Genomic DNA, 20,147 nt, shown 5'->3' on the forward strand with positions numbered 1-20,147 from the left:
AAAGCGAAGCGGCTTTATTTCTACTTTAGCATATCATGAATACGTATCTTCAAATCCATCCCAAGGACAATGTGCTGGTAGCACTGCAGGATCTTCCGGCAGGCCGCCAGATACAGTTTAACGACCAATCGATCCAACTTGTAAAAGATATCCCGGCCAAACATAAATTCCCTGTGGCAGACCTGAAAGCGGGCGATCCCATTGTGATGTATGGCGTGCTTGTAGGCAAGGCCATGAGTGACATTCCGAAGGGCGGATTGATCAGCACCGGCAATACCGAGCACATGGCCGATTCCTTCCACGAAAAAGATGCCGCCTTTAACTGGGTTGCACCGGATGTGAGCAAATGGAAAAACGCCACATTTATGGGCTACCACCGTAACGACGGACAGGTAGGCACCCGTAACTACTGGCTGGTAATACCGATGGTTTTTTGCGAAACCCGCAATGTCAACGTGATTAAAACCGCCTTTGAAAAAGGACTTGGTTTTGCACCACCGGAAAAATATAATGAGCAGGTAAACGACCTCGTTAACCTGTACAAAAATGGCGGCCTCGATGCCGTAAAAGATTACCAGGCAAAGGAAAGCAACGCCACTGTAAAACGGAACGACATTTTCCCGAATATCGATGGTATTAAATTCCTGATCCACGAAGGCGGCTGCGGCGGCACACGCCAGGATGCGGACACGCTCTGCGCATTGTTGGCCGGCTACATCCACCACCCGAACGTGGCAGGTGCTACTGTATTGAGTCTTGGCTGCCAGCATGCGCAGGTAAGTATTATGCAAACAGCGCTCAAAAAGTTGAACCCGAACTTCGACAAACCGCTGCTGGTGTTTGAACAGCAAGCCAGCGGTTCCGAATTCAATATGTTATCTACCGCTATTAAAGAAACCTTTATAGGTATGGCGGAAGCGAACAAAAATGCCCGTAAACCGGCGCCCATCAATAAAATCGTGATTGGACTCGAATGCGGCGGTTCAGACGGCTTTTCAGGTATTTCCGCCAATCCCGCGGTGGGACATACCTCCGACCTTCTTGTAGGACTTGGCGGCACCACCATCCTTAGCGAGTTCCCAGAACTTTGCGGGGTGGAGCAGGAACTGATCAACCGTTGCGTGAATGATGATATTTCCAATAAGTTTATCACGATCATGCGCGCCTACGAAAACCAGGCAGAATCGGTAGGGTCCGGCTTTTACCAGAACCCTTCGCCGGGCAATATCAAAGACGGTCTTATCACTGACGCAATCAAATCGGCGGGCGCTGCTAAAAAAGGCGGTACTTCCCCGGTAACCGACGTGCTGGATTACACCGAATACGCTGTAAAACCCGGCCTCAACCTGCTTTGCACACCGGGCAACGACGTAGAAAGCACCTCCGCCGAAGTCGGCTCCGGCGCAACAGTAGTACTGTTCACGACCGGCCTTGGCACGCCCACCGGCAACCCGATTGCGCCTGTAGTGAAACTGAGCACCAACACCCGCCTCGCACAACGCATGCCCGATATTATCGACGTTAATACCGGCACGATCATCAGTGGCGAAACCAGCATCGAACAAATGGGTGAAGACATCCTCGACTTTGTAGTAAAAGTGGCCAGCGGCGAAGTGCTCACCAAAGCTGAGATCCTCAACCAGGATGACTTTATTCCCTGGAAACGTGGCGTGAGTTTATAACATTATCACCTATACCGTTAAACGCAGCATACCTTGGGTGTGCTGCGTTTTTCTTTAAACGACCGGCAGCGCACTACCCATCACCATAAATAAAAACGCAGCGCCGGAAGACGCTGCGTTCATAACTATTCATCGAAAAACAAAAGACTAATCTACTTTCACCATTTCCATCTTCGGTGCGAAGAAGTGCATCAGCAGCCATGCCACCAGATATGCAAATGCACAGATGGTAAACAACAGGTTATACCCGGTATTGATGTTACCCAGTACTTTGTAGTGGTCAAGCATAGCGCCGGCAAACATTGGGAACAGCATACCTCCAACGGAGCCGGCCATACCGCCGATACCCACCACGGAGCTCAACGCGCTCTTAGGGAACATATCGGAAGCAGTGGTGAAGATGTTGGCAGACCATGCCTGGTGCGCTGCCGTTGCCAAACTTAACAGCAATACAGCCACCCACAGGTTATTCACGTATTGTATCATCATGATAGGTACTACGCAAACTGCAAAAATGAACATCGAGGTCTTTCTTGCTTTAAAGATCGGCCAGCCGCGTTTAATCAGGTAGGAAGAAAGCCAGCCACCGCCGATACTGCCTACGCTTGTAATAGTGTAAATTACGATGATTGGAAGGCCCAGCGAATCCTTCATATTCACGCCGTAAGCGTTGGTAAGATATGAAGGCACCCAGAACAGGAAGAACCACCAAACGGGGTCGGTGAGCAGTTTGCCGAACAGGAAGGCCCAGGTCTGGCGGATACCAAACAGCCTTCCCCAGGCAATCTTTTTCTGCGGCTCCCGGATAGCGGCTTCTGTAGCAATAGGATCAACCGCGGCTACCTCATCGCTGTGAATATGATCAAATTCTGCTTTGCTGATTTTCTTGTGGCGGGCAGGGATTTCGTAAAACACGAGCCACAGCGCCAGCCATACAAAACCAATGGCGCCGGTCCATAGGAAGGCACTTTCCCAACCATGTTGTTTGGCAATGCCGTAAACGATCGCAGGACCGGCTACCGCACCAATATTAGCACCGGCGTTGAAAATACCGGTTGCCAGGGCGCGTTCTTTTTAGGAAACCACTCTGCGGTGGCTTTAATAGCGGAAGGAAAGTTACCACCCTCGCCAAAGCCCAGTGCTACACGGGCAGCGCCGAAGCCAAAGGTACTTTTCGCAAGACCATTCAACATGGCGGCAATACTCCAGATGGTGATGGAAATGGTGTAACCCATTTTTGAGCCCAGTTTATCTACTATACGGCCGAAGGCCAGTAATCCAATAGCATAGGCGGCTGAAAACGCAGTTACAAGGTTACCATAATCAGTTTCCGTCCAGCCAAAGGCTACTGTAAGGTCATCCTTCAGCAAACCCATGATCTGGCGATCTATGTAGTTAATGGTTGTGGCAAAAAACAGCAAGGTAACAACGTTCCAGCGGTACTTACTCATTACGGTGGAATTCATGATATCAGTTTTGGAAGATAATTCAATCAATTTACACTAATGCTTTGATAAATGCAAACGTTTGCACAACATTTGCTTTTATCGATGTCCAGTCTTTCGAATCCACCGCTTTTTTAGGCAGTAAATTGGAGCCCATTCCTACGCAAACAACGCCCGCGTCGAACCAGCTCTTCAGGTTGGCCGCTTCCGGCTCTACGCCGCCTGTCGGCATAAATTTCATGGTCGGAAATAATGGCTTGATGGCTTTCACATAACCAGGACCTAAACTGCTGCCAGGAAACAGTTTCACCAGCTGTGCCTTGTTCTCTTCGGCCAGAGCAATTTCCGTTGGCGTCATGCAACCAGGCACCCAGAAAATACCAGCACCATTGCAGTATTCAGCGATGGCGGGATTAATAATAGGGCTTACGATAAAGTCCGCGCCCATTTCAGTAAATGTTTTCGCGTCTGCTGCGTTTTTAATCGTGCCGATGCCCGGTACATATCCGGCATATGCTGCAGTTTCCTGTCGCGCATGATGGAAAAGTTACGGCGGGCATTTTCGCCGCGGTTGGTAAACTCAAATACCCGGATGCCGCCATCGTAACAGGCCTGCATCACTTCACAACATACCTCGGGATCGTCGTGGTAAAAAACGGGAATTACTTTGCTGCGCTCAAACGCGGACAATATTATCTCACTTGCTACTGCCATCTTCTTTTTATTGTTGAATGAGTTGAAGAATAGATTCCTTTGGCGTCAGGTTAAAATCGCCCTGACGGAACAACTTGCTGTACGCTGCCGCGGCCGCAAATTCAATGGTTTGCTGCGGTGTAAATCCATTCAGCTGCGCATGTATCAGTCCGCCCATAAAGCTGTCGCCGCTGCCTACACGGTCCACCACTTCGTTGGTTTCCCGCTGCTGGCTCACATACAGCTTATCGTTTTCGAAATACGTGGCGTAGTAAAGATTATGACTTTCGCCGGAACTGAAGCGAAACGTGAAGGCCACGCGGTTGCACTGGCGGTAGTGCTCTACGATTTCCTGCGCTACTTTCATAGCAGTGTCGAGATAAACATCCTTTTCGTCCACATTCAGCGCCTGCTCATCCAGCTGCGTACCCAGCATCATTTTGGATGCCCAGATATTCCCCATAATCAGGTGGCAGTAGTGCGCGAGTTCGGGCATTACTTCCACCGGATCTTTACCATATTTCCAAAGTTTACTGCGGTAGTTCAGGTCTACGGAAATCGTCATTCCCTTACGCTTAGCGGCTTCCAGCACTTCTTTACAAATGATGGCGGCATCTTCGTTTAACGCCGGACTGATCGCGCTCCAGTGAAACCATTCTGCATCACCCAGTGCTTCTTCCCAGTTTACGGTATTGGGTTTAATATCCGCGAAAGAGGAATATTTGCGGTCATACACCACTTCTGCATGCTTCAGGTCGCTGCCCTGCGCAAGATAATATGCGCCGATACGGTCGCCGCCGAGTAACATGCGACCGGTATCCACCCCTACATTTTGCAATTGTTGCAGCACCTGGCGCGAAAGGCCATTGTCCGGCACCTTGCTGATATAAGTAACGGGCGTACCCCAGGTAGCTAAAGACGCGGCCACATTTGCTTCGGCGCCTCCCACAAAAATCGCGGCTTTGTTAGTGGCCCAATCGGGCGACAAGCGCAGCAATATTTCTCCAAACGTGATAACTTTTATCTTCTGCATCAGCAATTAAAGTAAGCTTTGGCGTTAAAGTAAGAAATATCCTGCACCATTTTACCCAGCCAGGCAATATCGCCCGGTAATTCACCATTTTCTACGTCATTACCGATAAGATTGCAAAGGATGCGGCGGAAATATTCGTGCCTGCTGTAGGAGAGGAAACTGCGGCTGTCTGTAAGCATGCCTACGAAACGGCTGATGAGGCCCATGTTACTCAGCGTGTTCATTTGCTTTTCCATCCCGTCTTTTTGATCCAGGAACCACCAACCGCTGCCGAACTGCATTTTGCCAGCTACGCTACCATCCTGGAAGTTGCCCACCATAGTGGCGAACATTTCATTATGCGACGGATTCAGGTTGTATACGATGGTTTTCGCCAGCTTATCTTCCTTATCCAAACGATCAAAGAAAGCCGACATGGATTGTGCGGTATTCCAGTCGCCGATGGAATCCACCCCCGCATCCGCACCAATAGTATGCAATAAGCGGGAGTTGTTGTTGCGCAGCGCCCCCACGTGAAACTGTTGTACCCAGCCTCTTTCGTGGTTCCAGGTACAGATGAAATGCAGGGTGGCGGAGCGGTGCATGTCTGCCGCTTCAGTGCTGATCTTTTCTCCCCCATCACTTTTTTGAAGTTTGATGCCAGTTCCACAGCGGTGAACGGTGCTGCGTAAAAGAAGCTGATACCGTGATCCGATAATCTTCCACCCTGCTCATGAAAATAATCATGGCGTTTCTTCAGCGCCGCGAGCATATCATCGAACGTATTGATGGTGATACCCGCGGCTTCGCCCAGCTTTTCCATATAGGCACGGAATGTGGCAGGGTCGTCGATTGCGAGCGATTTATCGGGACGGAATGTAGGCAGCACTTTAGTCGTGAAGCCCTGTTGTTTTATTGCGATGTGGTGTTCCAGCGAATCGACCGGATCGTCTGTTGTGCAAAGCGATTCTACCTTAAAATGCGTAAGCAGCGCTTTCGCAGACCACTTCGGCAGCTGTGCGTTACAGGCATTGTACACGCTTTCCGCATTTTTTTCGCTCAGTAATTCCGTAACACCAAATGGATTTTTCAGTTCCATGTGCGTCCAGTGGTACAGCGGGTTGCGCATGGTGTAGGGCACCGTAGCCGCCCATGCTTTGAATTTGTCCAGGTCGCCCGCGTCGCCGGTGATGAGTTTTTCGGGTACGCCATTGGCGCGTAAAGCGCGCCATTTGTAGTGATCGCCGCGCAACCAGGCGGCGGTAAGGTTCTCGAACCGCCTGTCCGCCGCAATTTCATCGGGTGGCAGGTGGTTATGATAATCGATCACCGGCATATCCTTCGCATACTCAAAGTATAATCGTTTAGCCGTTTCAGTTTGCAGTAAAAAATCGTCTGACAGGAATTGCTTCATACACTAGTAGACCTTTGAATAATTAGAAACATATGCGCTCACACCTTTTTCGCTCATCCCCAGCAGATGTTCCGTGATGGCGTCGGTAAAGCCGGGCACTTCGTTCAGGTTCGTTTCCCAGAGGCGGGCATCGCCGAGTATCTGGTGCACCATCGCCGCCGCTTCGGCTTTGTCGCGTATATCCACACCATGCCAGTAAGCGGCAAAAATGGCGATGTGATCGTCGTTGTAATCGTAAAACTGGCCATTACGCTCTCCCTGGAATTTGCCTGCCTCTTCTTTCGCAGGGCGGAGGAATAACAACGTCGCCGCAAACCCGATACAGATCATTGGCGGCAGCATTTTCGTTTGCTCATAGTAACGCAGGATGGTGCGCACATTACGCGCATTCGTTTTGGAACTCTGCTGGAACGTGATGCTCAGCAACTTGTGTTCTATAAACGGATTCGCAAAGCGGTCAAGTACATCTTTAGCGAATACTTCCGTCTGCGGGCCTAAGTCTTTCAATGTGGGAAGAATTTCTTCCAGTACCACGGTTTCGAAGAAGCGCTTCATGACAGGGTGCTGCATACACTCGTACACTGTATTCAATCCCGAAAGATAACCCACCGTAACCGCCGCCGTGTGGCTGCCATTGAGGATACGCAGCTTCTGTTCGCGGTATGGCGTGATGCTTTCTGCTACCAGCATACGTTCGTCGGCCTGTTTAAAGCTCAGTTTCTCCGCTACTTTCGCATCGCCTTCTATCGCCCATAATAAAAATGGTTCTGCTTCTATCCACAGTCCATCTTCATAACCCGCCGCTTCGTTCTGCGCCGCCAGGTCTTTCGGCTTGCCTGGTACGATACGGTCTACCAGCGAGCTGCAGAAAGTATTGGCAGTATGTATCCACTGGATGAATTCATGTGGCAATTCGTTATGCGACGCTAGTTTCAGCACAATCTCCTTTAACAGTTTTCCATTATCTACCAGTAATTCGGTTGGGATGATGGTGAACCCTTTATCCAGTGCTCCGTTAAAAGCGCGGTAACGTTCCAGCAACACAGCCAGCAGTTTACCGGGATACGAGGCGGGCACTACCCCATCTACCTTTTCTTCCACATATTGGATACCCACTTCGGTAGTATTCGAAATAATAATATCGAGTTGCGGCTGACGGATCGCCTCCAGCACGCTGGCCCAATCTGCATTCGATTGCAGAACCCGGGCAATAGAAGCGTTGATAAGGCGGCGGTTAACCAACTCTCCTTTCGCCTGGCCTTTGATGTGTGTGGTGAACAGGCAATCCTGGCTGTCGAAATCAGCGGTGCTGCCGTCAGTGGATTTTACCACTACGATGCGGCCCTGGAAAATGTTTTGTTTGTTGGCTTTGTCTACCAGGTAGTCTACCAGTCCCCGCAACAGCACACCAGTACCAAACTGCAGGATTTTTTCCGGATAATCGAAACAGGCGGGGGAATGCCTGAAGCCTTATCGGCCATAACGTGGTGCTTGCTAAGTTTAGGCAGCATGTATTCTAATTTTATTTAATGATTCACGATTCGCCGATAAATATAATACCCATGACCCATTAATTTGTAAGCCAATTGAAATATATTTTAAGCGGAGATCGGTATATCGGTATACAGAAGGCCTGTTTTTCAATCTACTAGGTATAAGCGGCCCAAATGGCTGACTAAGGGGTGACAGGGCCGAAGGGAATAAATCACTACCTTTGCAGCTCAATTTTTTAATACGATGAGCAGACATGGAAAAGTGCTGGTAGCCATGAGCGGTGGGATAGACAGTACCGTTACCGCCCTCATGCTGCATGAGCAGGGATATGAAGTGGTGGGCATCACCATGAAGACCGGGATTACGCCTCCGCCGGCGCCTCCAAGAAGGAAACCGGCTGCTGTAACCTGGACAGCTTCAACGACGCCCGCGCGGCGGCCGTGCATCACGGTTTTCCGCATTTTGTGCTGGACATCCGCGACGAGTTCGGCAATTTTGTGATTGATAATTTTGTGGAGGAATATATGGCAGGACGCACCCCTAATCCGTGCGTGCTTTGCAACACCCATATCAAGTGGCGTGCTTTAATGAAACGCGCCGATGCCATGGATTGCGAGTTTATTGCCACCGGCCACTATGCCCAGGTACGTATGGAAAACGGCCGCGGGGTGCTCAGCAAGGGCATCGACGAGCTGAAGGACCAGAGCTACGTATTGTGGGGCCTTGACCAGGACGTGGTGAAGCGCACCCTCCTGCCACTGGGTAAATACCGCAAAACTGAAATCCGCCAGATGGCGTTTGACTTTGGTTACCCGGAGCTGGCGAAGAAGGCCGAAAGCTATGAAATCTGCTTCGTGCCGGACAACGACTACCGCGGTTTTCTGAAGCGTCGTGTGGAGGGATTGGAAGAACAGGTGAATGGCGGCAATTTTGTGCTGCGTGACGGGTCTATCGTAGGTAAGCACAAGGGTTACCCCTTTTACACCATCGGGCAGCGTAAAGGGCTGGATATTGCCCTTGGCAGACCGGTATTCGTAACAGAGATCATCCCCGAAACCAATACCGTGGTATTGGGGGATGAAGTAGACCTGAACAAGAACGACATGCTGGTAAGTGGTATCAACATGGTGAAATATGATAAAATTCCTGACGGAATGGAAGCAATCACCAAGATCCGCTATAAGGACAAAGGCGCACTGAGTAATGTGTACGATGAAGGAGGTAACGCCCGCATCCGGTTTTACGAGCCGGTGAAGGGTATTGCCCCGGGACAATCGGCCGTGTTTTACGAAGGCGACGACGTGGTGGGCGGAGGTATTATCCGCAGCGGCAGCATCTTCGGATAAGCTTATCATCATAAAAAAATTTAAAGGGAGTTGTACGGTTATTTATGTAACATTGTACAACTCCTTTTCTTTTACAGCACCCTATGAACCGAAGCCTTTTCTACATCCCTGGCTGTTACGTCTCTCCTGCTGCTGCAGGGCTTTTCCATGCATGTACACGCGCAAACCCTCTCCAAACACGTCATTACTTTTGTTGATAAAAGCGGTAGTCCTTATACGATCGGCAATCCCAAGGCCTATTTATCGGCCAGAGCGCTCCAGCGCCGCCGGAACAGGGGTATTGCCATTGACATAAGCGACCTGCCCGTGTCGCCGCGCTACCCGGATAGTTTGCGCGCCGTGCCCGGGGTAAATATTTTGTATACTTCCAAATGGTTTAACCAGGCAGTGATACAATTAACGAATACCACGGCTTTGCAACGCGTGCGTGCATTCGGCTTCGTACTCAGTACCGCCGCTATTGCCGCGCGCAGGGCCAGCGCGCAAGAAATTGTGCCCGTAAAATGGAACGTGCGCGAAGCCACCATCGATTATGGCGCGGGTCAGCATCAAATTGAAATACACGAAGGGCAATACCTGCACGACAAAGGCTTTACCGGCGAAGGCATGTTAGTAGCAGTGCTGGACGCGGGGTTTCCAGGTGTAAATACGGCCGGGCCTTTTCAGCATTTGTTTGAAAGTGGCAGGATCAAGGGCACACGCGATTTCGTTGCCGGTGGCGCAAATGTATATACGGCCAGCATGCATGGCACACATGTACTGTCTACCATTGCCGCCCGCAGTGCCGCGATGACAGGCACCGCACCCAATGCCTCCTATGTACTCATCCGCTCCGAAGAGGATGGCAAAGAGCAACCCATCGAAGAAAATAACTGGATCGCCGGGGTGGAATATGCCGACAGCATTGGCGCGGACGTGATTTCTTCGTCCCTGGGTTATACGACGTTCGACAACCCCGCATTTAATCATTCTTACTGGGATTTAACAGGCGATATGCTGGAAATCAGCCGCGCCGCAGATATGGCTGCGGCCAAGGGTATACTGGTGGTGAGTTCTGCCGGCAATGAAGGCAACAGCAGCTGGGTATACATTACGCCGCCGGCCGATGCGGACAGCGTACTTACCGTGGGCGCCGTGGATGCTTCGGGTCGGCCGGCTACGTTTTCCGGTTATGGCCCCGCAGCAGATGGCGTGATTAAGCCGGATGTAGTAGGGATGGGCGTAGCCGCGAGGCTGATTGGGCCCAATGGCGAACTGACGGCCGGCAGCGGCACTTCGTTTTCCACGCCGATTGTAGCGGGACTGGTCACCTGTTTATGGCAGGCATTTCCACAGCGCACGAATATGGAAATCATTAACGTGGTAAGGGCGAGCAGCAGCCGGTTTCATAACCCCGACGACCAGATGGGCTACGGCATTCCGAACTTCCGGCTGGCGTATGATAGTTTGTATCGCAGCGCGCAGCAGGATACGGTTTTTATCCGCAATGTATTAAATGAGGCATTGCTGAAAGTGGCGCCTAATCCATTTTACAGCCAATTATATATTTACTACCACTCCCTCTCCAACGCCGATCTGCATTTGCGGTTAATCGACAATAATGGTAAAACCATCGCACAGCGTAAACTGGCTGTGGCAGCGGCGACTTATGGCCACTTTTTATGGCAGGAATCCATGTTCAGCGGGTTACCGGCGGGTATTTATTATTTACAGTTAGTGCAGGATAATAAGAAAAGCGTGGCGAAACTCGTTAAACTTTAACCAACCGCGCGGCGAACATGGTATCAGCCGCCCGGTCGTACCCTTTAATCACTCCGCCTTGCTGCATTTGCAGCCCCAATTCATTTTCCAGGTAGGCGACCACCTCTTCGTTCTCTTTGCGGAACACGGAGCAGGTAATGTAAATAAGTGCTCCACCGGGTTTCAGGCATTTTACCACGTTAGCGGCAATTCGTTTTTGCAACGACTGATAGTATTCAATTTTCTTTTCCTCGAAGTAGTACAGGTTTTCGGGTGTGCGTCCCAGGTGCCCGATCCGCTGCAGGGCGCATCGAGCAGGATGTTATCGAACTGGTTGCGGGGTAAAATCTGGTCTACATTGTCGTCCGACAGGTCGAGGACCTTGGCGTGGAAGTTTTTGATGCCGGCTTCTTTGAACCTTCTTTGCAGGTTTTCCAGGATGGACGTGCGAACATCGCTTACGAGCAGTTCTACGTTAGGCTGAATATCTTTCAGCAAGATGGACTTACCGCCACTGGCTGCGCAACAGTCCCACCAATAGCTTTTGGGGACGGGCTGCAACAGCTGGCCGGTTTCCTGGCTGGAAAGGTCCGGATTTCGTACCAGCTTTTATCGGTAATAATCGCATCTACTTTAGTGCCGTTGGGCAGTGCAATAGCGGTATCGCCGGGCAGTGCGTAGGATACGCCGGCTTTTTTTAACAGGCCGATTACCTCTTCTTGTTTGTTATAGCGGGTACGGATGTAGAGGTGCGGCTGCTTCAGGAACGAGGCTGAATAAGCGTTAGCGTCGATGCCGGCGGACAATTCCGCGGCAAACGGAAATATTTCAGTAACAGGTGGCAGCTCAAGAAACTGGAGCTTTTCGGGTAGGGAAAGGGCGATTTGTGCATTCCAGGCGGGGCGGAAAAACTCGAGTACGGGGTTGGGCGCATCTTCGCAGAGGAAAAGGGCGATAAGCAGGCGGTCGTCGCGCTGCATATCGTGTATGCGCCAGTGGCCCAGGCGGAAATAGTCATATACCAGCTGGCTCACCTGTTTACGGTCGCGGCTACCCATCTGGGGGTTGGATTTGAAGAACGTTTTCAGGAAGTGGTGTAAGGGCAGGCTGCCGTTATACTGGTCCAGTATTTTTTTGGTAGTGAGGAGATAATTTTCCCATCTTGTCATGCGGCAAAATTAACGCGTTTCGTGGGGATTTACATCAAAGAACATCCCCGGACTGTAACAGCCGGGGATGATAAGATTTGTTGCCGTACAAGTGTGCGACGCAACGGGGGCCGGATTGGAAAACCAATGCTAAGTACCCCTTATGTTAAATTATTTTATGTTTAGTAAAGTCTTCACCGGATCGCGGCCGAACAGCAGTTGCTCGGGGTTTTCCAGCATTTCTTTTACGCGTACCAGGAAGCTCACAGACTCGCGGCCGTCGATGATACGGTGGTCGTAGCTGAGGGCGAGGTACATCATCGGGCGGATGACCACCTGGCCGTTGATGGCCATCGGGCGCTCCCGGATTTTGTGCATACCGAGGATCGCGGATTGCGGAATGTTGATGATCGGGGTGCTCATGAGGGAGCCAAATACGCCACCGTTGGTGATCGTGAAGGTACCGCCGGTCATTTCGTCCATGGTCAATTTGCTATCGCGGGCTTTGGTAGCCAGTTCTACTACTTTCTTCTCGATTTCGGCCATGCTCATGCTTTCTGCATTGCGGATCACCGGTACTACCAGGCCTTTTGGCGCAGATACGGCGATGGAAATATCGGCATAGTCGTGGTACACCAGCTCTTCGCCATCGATGTAAGCGTTTACAGCGGGGAACTCGGCGAGGGCAAAGCAAACGGCTTTCGTGAAGAAGCTCATAAAGCCGAGGTTTACGCCGTGCGCGGTTTTGAAAGTTTCTTTATACTTCGCACGGATAGCCATGATCTCGGTCATGTCTACCTCGTTGAAAGTAGTGAGCATTGCGGTCGTGTTTTTCGCTTCCACAAGGCGGCGTGACACGGTTTTGCGCAGGTTGCTCATTTTCTCGCGGCGGGAATTGCGGGTATTCAGCTCCTGGCCGATAGCTACGCCCGGATTTTGCAGGGCAGCCCATACATCGTCGCGCAGGATTTTACCCCCTGGCCAGACCCTTTGATGGTAGCCGGATCCACGTGTTTATCCGCGATAACGGCAGCAGCCAATGGTGTTGCTTTAATATCGTTGGGGATGGAAGTAACCGCTGTATTTTGAGCAGCAGGCTTTGCATCCTGTTTCGGCGCAGCAGGCGCAGTAGCCGGGGCAGCCTGGCCAGCAGGCCTTGCAGCGTCTGTATCAATTTTGCAGGCTACATCGCCGATTTTCAGCGTGTCGCCTTCATTTGCGATAGTAGTGAGGATGCCCGCTTCTTCTGCATTCAGTTCGAATGTAGCTTTTTCGGATTCCAGTTCGCAGAGCACTTCGTCGCGTTCTACATAGTCGCCCGTCTTTTTAGACCATTTAACGAGGGTTACCTCGCTGATGGATTCGCCAACGGTCGGCACTTTCATATCGATCACGCCTTTGCCGGCAGGAGCCGGGGCGGCAGCTGCGGCGGGGGCAGGTGCGGGTGCTGCTGCAGCGGGTGCAGCGGCCGGAGCAGCGCCAGCGGGGGCGGCGGCATCCGTGTCTATGGTACAGGCTACGTCACCAATTTTCAGGGTGTCGCCTTCATTCGCCTTAATTTTCAGTACACCGGGCTTCTCGGCATTCAGTTCAAACGTTGCCTTCTCAGATTCCATTTCGCACAACACTTCGTCCTGTTGTACATAATCGCCATCCTTTTTCAGCCATTTTGCTATTGTTACCTCGCTAATAGATTCTCCTACCGTAGGAACTTTAATTTCGATAACCATATTTCAGTTTTGATGGTTCATAGCCGGAATTGCCTGCTATTAATATGTTCAAATTTACTTTTTCCTGATTAAATGCTGAAGGCCGTTTCGATGATCTCAGCCTGCTCCTGTGCGTGCACTTTCGCATAACCGGTAGCCGTTGCGGCGCTCGGGTTGCGGCTGATGACGCCGTAGTTCAGTTGTTTGAGGTTCATCTGCAGGTACCAGGCCGCGCCCATGTTCAGCGGCTCTTCCTGTACCCAGAACCAGGTAGCACCTTTGTATTTTTCGGCAACAGCGGCCAGCTGCACGGTTGGCAGCGGGTACAGTTGCTCGAGGCGCACCACGGCTACGTCTTTACGGTTATCTTTCATTTGCTTTTCGCTCAGGTCGAAGTACATTTTGCCAGAGCAGAGCAGCACTTTTTCACTTTGGAAGCATCGTCGATATACGGATCGTCCAGCACCTCTTTGAAACCACCAGAGACAAACTCGCTGGCCGGGCTGTAACTGCGCACGTGACGCAGGTTCGCTTTCGGCGAGAAGTTGATCATCGGCTTCCGGAAAGGGAACGCCAGCTGGCGGCGCAACGCGTGGAAGAAGCTGGAAGCAGTGGTACAGTTCGTAATGATCATATTATACTCCGCACACATTTGCAGGAAACGTTCGAGGCGGGCGCTGGAGTGCTCCGGACCCTGACCCTCGTAACCGTGCGGCAGCAGCATGGTCAAACCGCTCATCTTACCCCATTTCGTTTCCGCGGAAGAAATGAACTGGTCGATCAGCGTTTGTGCGCCGTTGCTGAAGTCACCGAACTGCGCTTCCCAGATGGTGAGCGCTTCGGGATTGGCGATGGAGTAACCATATTCAAAACCTACTACAGCGAACTCGCTGAGCAGGGAGTTATAAATGCGGAACTGGCCTTGTTTGTCGTCGATTTTACTGAGACGGCTGTACTCTGGTCGTTTTCTTCGCTGCGCAGTACGGCGTGGCGGTGCGAGAACGTACCGCGTTTCACGTCCTGGCCGGAAAGGCGCACATCGTGGCCCTCGTTCAGGAGGCTGCCGTAAGCCATGAGCTCACCGGAAGCCCAGTCTAACAGCTGCTGTTCTTCGAACAGTTTTTGTTTATCGCCCAGCAGTTTTTCCACTTTTTTGAGTGGTTTAAATCCTTCGGGGATTGCCATGATGGCTTTAAACACTTTATCAAACTGCTCCTGCGAAATAGCCGTATCGGGTGATTTGTGGAAATCGTCCGGATTGGATTTACGCAGTTCCAGCCAGGCCTGCTCGGGTTTCTGGCGGCTGTAAGGCAGCGGATGCTGTTTTACTTCGTCCAGGCGTTCCTGCAGTTCGGACCAGAAAGCCTTTTCAAGCTCTGTCGCCATCGCAGCGTCCATGTCGCCGTTGGCGATCAGCTGTTTGCTGTAGACTTCGCGCGGATTGGCGTGTTTATCGATCGCTTCGTACAGCTTGGGCTGTGTGAATTTGGGATCGTCGCCTTCGTTGTGGCCATGGCGGCGGTAGCACACCATGTCAATATAAATATCTGAATTAAACTCCTGGCGGTAACGGGTGGCAATTTCGGCCACTTTTACCACGGCTTCGGCGTCGTCGCCGTTTACGTGGAACACCGGCGCCTGTACGATAGCAGCTACGCTGGTACAGTAGTCGGAAGAACGCGCATCTTCAAAATCAGTAGTAAAGCCGATCTGGTTGTTGATCACGTAGTGGATGGTACCGCCGGTATAATAACCTTTCAGTTTGCTCATCTGCGCCACCTCGTATACTACGCCCTGGCCGGCAATGGCCGCGTCGCCGTGGATGAGGATGGGCAGGATTTTATCGTAGTCGCTGCCGTAAATCACGTCCGCTTTGCTGCGGGCGAAGCCTACTACTACCGGGTCTACCACTTCGAGGTGCGAAGGGTTGGGGGTGAGTTGCAGGTTTACGTCTTTACCGCCCGGCGTTTGGACCTGTGCGCGGAAGCCCGGGTGGTACTTCACGTCGCCGCTGCCCATGGTGGTGTCGGGAATAGCGCTGCCTTCAAATTCGGAGAAGATCTGCTCGTACGTTTTGCCGAGGATGTTAGCCAGTACGTTCAGGCGGCCGCGGTGGGCCATGCCGATCACTACTTCCTGCACGGCATTGTCGGCGGCAGTATTAATGATGGCGTCGAGGGCTGCGATGGTCGTTTCGCCGCCTTCCAGTGAGAAACGCTTCTGGCCAATATATTTGGTGTGCAGGAATTTCTCGAACATTACCCCCTGATTCAGTTTCTGCAGAATACGTTTCTTCTGCTCCACCGCCAGCGGTTTGTTCATCGTAGTTTCCATTTCTTTCTGGAGCCATTCCAGCTTCGCAAAGTCATTGATGTAAGTGAACTCCAAACCCACTGATGCCGCATACACTTTCTGCACATGCGCCACGATCTTTTCCAACGGCGCTTTACCGAGACCAACGATCTGTCCGGCAAAGAATTCCGTTTTCAGGTCCGCTTCGCTCAGGCCAAAATGTGCCAGGTCAAGGTTCGCGCGGCGATCGATACGCGCACGGATTGGATTGGTTTTAGCAATCAGATGGCCTTTTTACGATAAGCCTGTATTAGTCGGTAAGCACCCAGCTCCTTCACCAGCTGCTCATCGGTCACCGGCAATCCAGTACCTGCGGCGGCGGGGGCGGTTGCGGATTTACCATTTGTATTGGTCACCGCAAAGTCAAACCCCTCAAAAAACTTGATCCACTCGGGATCTACGCTTGCAGGATCTTTTCTAAAGTCCTGGTACAAAGATTCGATATACGCCGGGTGTGAATTGGTGACAAATGAAAAGTCCTTCATTTACAACGAATTTAAGCTTGGTCCTTGATTCAATAAACGTTCTGTTGTGGCCCGTTCAGGCCCCGCATTAGTAAGCATACTCTTTTTTTCCTCGTGGTTCTTTTGCATCTCTTAATATACTAAGGTATATGAACGGGACTGCAAATATCGCTTGTTTTTTGGTAATCCCTTATCAAAAAAAGCCAATATGTGCGTAATTTTACCTATTCGAGGGAATTCCAAAATGGTTTGGAATTTATTTTGTTTATATCACAGAGAATCCTACCTTTGCCGTCCGAAACTTTGAAAATTATACAATGGCAAACCATAAAGCAACGAAAAAAGACGTACGTCAGAGCAGAAAGCGTAACGAGCGTAACCGCTACTACGGTAAAACTACCCGTAATGCCATCCGGGATCTGAAAGCAATCACCGACAAGGCTGCCGCTGGCAAAGACCTGCCGGAAGTGCTGTCTATGATCGACAAACTGGCTAAACGTAACGTTATTCACAAAAACAAAGCTGCGAACCTGAAGAGCAAACTGACTAAGTCAGTTAACGCGCTCGCCTAGTCCAGGTAGCTGAAGATATACAGCTCTTCCTCACAAGGGAAGGGCTTTTTTCATTTCTGGTCGGTAATGACCAATCACTTATATATTAAATTTTAGTTGGCCGGCTTCCCCTCCCTATTCAGCCGCCGTTGTGTTCTCACGTCAGCGGCGAAGTACTACCGCACAGGCGAACCCAAGTCCGGATTATCTAACCTGGGTGTAAACCTATTTTAGTACATAATATTGATAATCCGTAATTTATATCCTACCGAACCATCACTGAACCATCACCCAACCATCACTGAACCATCGAAGCTTCTTATAATTAAGCACATAATCTCCCCCACCCTTCGTATTTTGCCCGCGCTATGAAAAAATTTAACATTGCCCTCCTGCTCTGCCTGGCCACTTTTACTGCCGGCGCGCAGGATTTAACAACCAAATACGAACGGACCAACGCCCGCGAAACCGTTACCTACCAGGAGTGCATCGACTATTATAAGTTGCTGGATAAACGTTTCTCCCAAATCCACCTGCAGGAAACAGGTACCACCGACGCCGGTTTCCCGCTTCACCTCGTTACTTATTCCGCCGATGGCGACTTTAATTTTGCCAGCCTGCGGAAGAAAAATAAACGTATCATACTGATTAACAATGGCATACATCCAGGTGAGCCAGACGGTATCGACGCCAGCATGATGCTCCTTCGCGACCTGGCGCAGGGTAAGAAAAACTGCCTTCTAACGTTGTACTCGCCGTGATACCGATTTATAATATAGGCGGCGCGCTCAACCGTAGTCCTTATTATCGTGTGGACCAGGACGGCCCCGATGCTTTCGGTTCCCGGGGCAACGCCCAAAACCCGGATCTCAACCGTGACTTTATCAAGGCCGACTCCCGTAACGCGCGAACTTTCCAGCAGATCTATCATCTTACCGATCCGGATGTTTTTATCGACAACCACGTGAGCAACGGCGCCGACTACCAGCACATCATGACGCTCCTTTGCACCCAGCACGACAAACTCGGCGGTCCCATGGGCGAATTCATGAATAAGCAGTTTGAGCCGGGCATGTACCGCCTCATGAAAGATAAAGGTTACGACCTGGTGCCCTACGTAAACCACTTCGGCAATACGCCGGACAGCGGCTGGGTAGAATTCTACGACGGCCCCCGCTACTCCAGCGGTTACACCACCCTGTTCCATACGTTTGGCTTCGTGCCCGAAACACACATGCTCAAACCTTACGACCAGCGCGTGAAAGCTACTTACGCCCTCATGGAATGTTTCATCGCTTTCACCAGCGAGCATAGTGAAGAAATAAAAAGCCTTCGCGCCCAAAGTAAAGCGGCTGTAAAAACACAAGGCTCCTTCCCGCTCGACTGGCAAGCCGATATGACGCAATACACGGGCATCACGTTCAAGGGCTACGCGCCAGGATACAAACCCAGCAACATTTCCGGCTTGCCACGTTTGTACTACGACAAATCAAAGCCGTACGAACGCCAGATCAAGTTTTATAACTACTTCAAACCGGCCAATTACGTTACCAAACCCGTTGCGTACGTTATTCCGCAAGGCTGGTGGACCGTTACCGACCTGCTGAAGAACAACCAGGTAAAAATGGAACGGCTGAAAAAAGATACCACGATGATCGTGGAGGCCTATCATATTGAAGACTATAAAACAGCCGCCCGTCCTTACGAAAAACACTATATACATAACAGCATTAAGGTGTCACTACAAAACGATACCCTGCATTTCCGTAAAGGCGACTACCTCATTCCCATGAACCAGGAAGCCAACCGCTACCTCATCGAAACACTGGAACCGACCGGCAGCGACTCTTTCCTCGCCTGGAACTTCTTCGACGCCGTGCTCGGGCAAAAAGAGTGGTATTCTACCTATGTTTTCGAAGATACCGGTTACGAGTACCTGAAGCAGCACCCCGAACTCCGGGAAAAGCTTGCCCGCCAGCGCGCGCAGGATACTGCCTTCGCTAAAAGCGCGGATGCACAGTTAAACTTTGTATTCAAAAATTCGCCTTACTTCGAACCGGATTTTAACCGGTACCCGGTGTACAGGTTGATAAAATAATTTCTACACGCTCCTTCCATAAAAAAATCCCGGCGTTTGCCGGGATTTTCTGTTATATACTATTTTTTAAACTCAAGCCAGTCCAATGTAAACATATGCTGATTTGGTTCTTCATCTTTCTTAAACACAAAATATAAATCATTCTTCCCTCCCGGATCCGTTACCGGCGCCGTTACTTCAATGTACTTTGACCAGTCGCCCGTTTGTTTAAAGTTCAAAGTACTGATCACCTGTCCTTTCGAACTTTTCACATGCACTTCGAGTATACCGTCGCGGTTCAGGGATGAATAGCGGTAGGTGATACTGCGGATACCTGTAAGGTCAATCCCCTTTAACAAAAACCAGGACTTGTTATGAATACTGCCTAATGCCGACGACTGACGACCAATGTTACGTACTTCGTCCGCATCTTCTGCCTGCACACGCGCCGCCCGCAGGTTCAGGAATGCCGTACCGCTCAGCGGCGTCGCCTGTCCGCCGCCATCTGTATAGGTGGCAGATAATATGTAGTTACCACCCGGCTGCTTCTGATGATCTTTCAGAGCAACACTACCCGACTGCGGCAAACTCTTCGCCTGTTCTTCCGTTAACGTCATAATATACTTCACGATCTCACCCGCCTGTACATTGCTCAGTTGCGGGTGCGCAGCCATCGAGTGCTCGCCCCATACGCCGCCACCACCTTTGATGATCTTGGACGACAGGTATTTCAGGAAATCTTTGTTCCCTTTATATTTCTTTGCCACTTCCACGAATGCCGGACCAACAGATTTTTTATCCAACTGGTGACAGGCTTTACAATCGCTGCTTTCCATCAGCAGTTTGCCGGGGTGCGCGGGTACGGCCGTTATTTGCTGGTGTCCCATCTGCGGCTGTCCGCTGATGCGCGGCATGTAATGCAGACCGATCATCAAACGCTCCGGCGCAATAGTGCCATCCTCTTTGTCTTCTACCGCCACTGTGTATTCCAATGGTGTATTATCAAAATAAAAAGTACTG

The 20,147-nt window shown here is 50.9% G+C and carries 20 protein-coding genes and 3 pseudogenes; 8 read left to right on the forward strand and 15 right to left on the reverse strand.

Translation table 11 applies throughout. The annotated features are described in order from the left end of the window. The first annotated feature begins 35 nt into the window (after positions 1 to 35). The gene (locus MKQ70_RS20830; protein WP_248074073.1) at positions 36 to 1,682 is read left to right on the forward strand and encodes a UxaA family hydrolase; all 1,647 of its coding nucleotides are present in this window, start codon (positions 36 to 38) and stop codon (positions 1,680 to 1,682) included. Positions 1,683 to 1,829: 147 nt separating this feature from the next. Here the strand turns inward: MKQ70_RS20830 and MKQ70_RS20835 are convergent. The 6 genes and pseudogenes from MKQ70_RS20835 to MKQ70_RS20870 all read right to left on the reverse strand — a co-directional run bounded on the left by MKQ70_RS20835 (position 1,830) and on the right by MKQ70_RS20870 (position 7,653). Continuing rightward, positions 1,830 to 3,148 (reverse strand): annotated as a pseudogene (locus MKQ70_RS20835) (MFS transporter). A 31-nt stretch (positions 3,149 to 3,179) separates the two neighbouring features. Further along, complete coding sequence (locus MKQ70_RS20845; RefSeq protein WP_248074077.1) at positions 3,180 to 3,575, reverse strand: beta/alpha barrel domain-containing protein; 396 nt, start codon at positions 3,573 to 3,575, stop codon at positions 3,180 to 3,182. Next, complete coding sequence (locus tag MKQ70_RS20850) at positions 3,554 to 3,841, reverse strand: beta/alpha barrel domain-containing protein (RefSeq protein ID WP_248074078.1); 288 nt, start codon at positions 3,839 to 3,841, stop codon at positions 3,554 to 3,556. The genes MKQ70_RS20845 and MKQ70_RS20850 overlap by 22 nt, the downstream gene beginning before the upstream one ends. Positions 3,842 to 3,848: 7 nt before the next feature. Next, positions 3,849 to 4,853 (reverse strand): sugar kinase, encoded by a 1,005-nt coding sequence (locus tag MKQ70_RS20855; RefSeq protein ID WP_248074079.1) that lies wholly within the window; start codon positions 4,851 to 4,853, stop codon positions 3,849 to 3,851. Further along, positions 4,853 to 6,246, reverse strand: a pseudogene (gene uxaC, locus MKQ70_RS42490) (glucuronate isomerase). Before uxaC ends, MKQ70_RS20855 begins: the two are co-directional and overlap by 1 nt. A 3-nt stretch (positions 6,247 to 6,249) precedes the next feature. Further along, a complete protein-coding gene (locus MKQ70_RS20870) occupies positions 6,250 to 7,653 on the reverse strand; it encodes a tagaturonate reductase (protein ID WP_248074081.1) in 1,404 nt (467 codons plus the stop codon). 330 nt (positions 7,654 to 7,983) lie between these two features. Between MKQ70_RS20870 and MKQ70_RS39055 the strand changes: the two genes are divergently transcribed. From MKQ70_RS39055 to MKQ70_RS20880, 3 genes are all read left to right on the forward strand, one after another. Further along, positions 7,984 to 8,241, forward strand: a complete 258-nt coding sequence (locus MKQ70_RS39055) for a 7-cyano-7-deazaguanine synthase (RefSeq protein WP_282456631.1) — start codon at positions 7,984 to 7,986, stop codon at positions 8,239 to 8,241. Beyond that, entirely contained in the window at positions 8,148 to 9,086 is a 939-nt protein-coding gene (gene mnmA / locus MKQ70_RS20875) for a tRNA 2-thiouridine(34) synthase MnmA (protein WP_282457501.1), read from the forward strand. The genes MKQ70_RS39055 and mnmA overlap by 94 nt, the downstream gene beginning before the upstream one ends. 147 nt (positions 9,087 to 9,233) lie before the next feature. Next, positions 9,234 to 10,847, forward strand: a complete 1,614-nt coding sequence (locus MKQ70_RS20880) for a S8 family serine peptidase (RefSeq protein ID WP_248074082.1) — start codon at positions 9,234 to 9,236, stop codon at positions 10,845 to 10,847. Here the strand turns inward: MKQ70_RS20880 and MKQ70_RS20890 are convergent. The 7 genes and pseudogenes from MKQ70_RS20890 to MKQ70_RS20920 form a co-directional block, all read right to left on the reverse strand. Beyond that, positions 10,837 to 11,387: pseudogene (locus tag MKQ70_RS20890) on the reverse strand (RsmB/NOP family class I SAM-dependent RNA methyltransferase). The gene MKQ70_RS20880 and the pseudogene MKQ70_RS20890 overlap by 11 nt on opposite strands. Beyond that, positions 11,318 to 11,995, reverse strand: coding sequence for a hypothetical protein (locus MKQ70_RS20895; RefSeq protein WP_248074084.1), 678 nt, complete (start codon positions 11,993 to 11,995; stop codon positions 11,318 to 11,320). Before MKQ70_RS20895 ends, MKQ70_RS20890 begins: the two are co-directional and overlap by 70 nt. A 150-nt stretch (positions 11,996 to 12,145) precedes the next feature. Continuing rightward, positions 12,146 to 12,832 carry a dihydrolipoyllysine-residue succinyltransferase gene (gene sucB / locus MKQ70_RS20900; RefSeq protein WP_248074085.1) on the reverse strand — a complete coding sequence of 229 codons (687 nt, stop codon included), beginning with the start codon at positions 12,830 to 12,832 and terminating at the stop codon, positions 12,146 to 12,148. Between the two features lie 65 nt (positions 12,833 to 12,897). After that, positions 12,898 to 13,704: a biotin/lipoyl-containing protein gene (locus MKQ70_RS20905; RefSeq protein ID WP_248074086.1), complete on the reverse strand. Its 807-nt coding sequence runs from the start codon at positions 13,702 to 13,704 to the stop codon at positions 12,898 to 12,900. A gap of 68 nt (positions 13,705 to 13,772) precedes the next feature. Further along, positions 13,773 to 14,105: a hypothetical protein gene (locus MKQ70_RS20910; RefSeq protein ID WP_248074087.1), complete on the reverse strand. Its 333-nt coding sequence runs from the start codon at positions 14,103 to 14,105 to the stop codon at positions 13,773 to 13,775. Then, positions 14,069 to 14,620 carry a hypothetical protein gene (locus MKQ70_RS20915; RefSeq protein WP_308199510.1) on the reverse strand — a complete coding sequence of 184 codons (552 nt, stop codon included), beginning with the start codon at positions 14,618 to 14,620 and terminating at the stop codon, positions 14,069 to 14,071. Before MKQ70_RS20915 ends, MKQ70_RS20910 begins: the two co-directional genes overlap by 37 nt. Beyond that, positions 14,560 to 16,122, reverse strand: coding sequence for a thiamine pyrophosphate-dependent enzyme (locus MKQ70_RS20920; RefSeq protein WP_248074089.1), 1,563 nt, complete (start codon positions 16,120 to 16,122; stop codon positions 14,560 to 14,562). Before MKQ70_RS20920 ends, MKQ70_RS20915 begins: the two co-directional genes overlap by 61 nt. Here MKQ70_RS20920 and MKQ70_RS20925 point away from each other — a divergent pair. Further along, entirely contained in the window at positions 16,102 to 16,278 is a 177-nt protein-coding gene (locus MKQ70_RS20925) for a hypothetical protein (protein ID WP_248074091.1), read from the forward strand. The two genes, MKQ70_RS20920 and MKQ70_RS20925, sit on opposite strands and share 21 nt — an antisense overlap. Here MKQ70_RS20925 and MKQ70_RS20930 read toward each other — a convergent pair. Next, on the reverse strand, positions 16,257 to 16,520 hold the full coding sequence (locus MKQ70_RS20930) for a 2-oxoglutarate dehydrogenase E1 subunit family protein (protein WP_248074093.1): 264 nt from the start codon (positions 16,518 to 16,520) through the stop codon (positions 16,257 to 16,259). The genes MKQ70_RS20925 and MKQ70_RS20930 overlap by 22 nt on opposite strands. A 296-nt stretch (positions 16,521 to 16,816) precedes the next feature. Here MKQ70_RS20930 and rpsT point away from each other — a divergent pair, with 296 nt between their 5' ends. From rpsT to MKQ70_RS20945, 3 genes are all read left to right on the forward strand, one after another. Continuing rightward, on the forward strand, positions 16,817 to 17,071 hold the full coding sequence (gene rpsT, locus MKQ70_RS20935; RefSeq protein ID WP_248074095.1) for a 30S ribosomal protein S20: 255 nt from the start codon (positions 16,817 to 16,819) through the stop codon (positions 17,069 to 17,071). Positions 17,072 to 17,418: 347 nt separating this feature from the next. Then, positions 17,419 to 17,811: a M14 family metallopeptidase gene (locus MKQ70_RS20940; RefSeq protein ID WP_248074097.1), complete on the forward strand. Its 393-nt coding sequence runs from the start codon at positions 17,419 to 17,421 to the stop codon at positions 17,809 to 17,811. Further along, positions 17,808 to 19,148 carry a M14 family metallopeptidase gene (locus MKQ70_RS20945; RefSeq protein ID WP_248074099.1) on the forward strand — a complete coding sequence of 447 codons (1,341 nt, stop codon included), beginning with the start codon at positions 17,808 to 17,810 and terminating at the stop codon, positions 19,146 to 19,148. The genes MKQ70_RS20940 and MKQ70_RS20945 overlap by 4 nt, the downstream gene beginning before the upstream one ends. Positions 19,149 to 19,207: 59 nt before the next feature. On the opposite strand, the gene MKQ70_RS42495 is transcribed toward MKQ70_RS20945, so the two are convergent. Beyond that, positions 19,208 to 20,059: a carbohydrate-binding protein gene (locus MKQ70_RS42495; protein WP_372490130.1), complete on the reverse strand. Its 852-nt coding sequence runs from the start codon at positions 20,057 to 20,059 to the stop codon at positions 19,208 to 19,210. Positions 20,060 to 20,147 lie beyond the last annotated feature (88 nt).

Source organism: Chitinophaga sedimenti, from assembly GCF_023156195.1.
GTDB lineage: Bacteria > Bacteroidota > Bacteroidia > Chitinophagales > Chitinophagaceae > Chitinophaga > Chitinophaga sedimenti.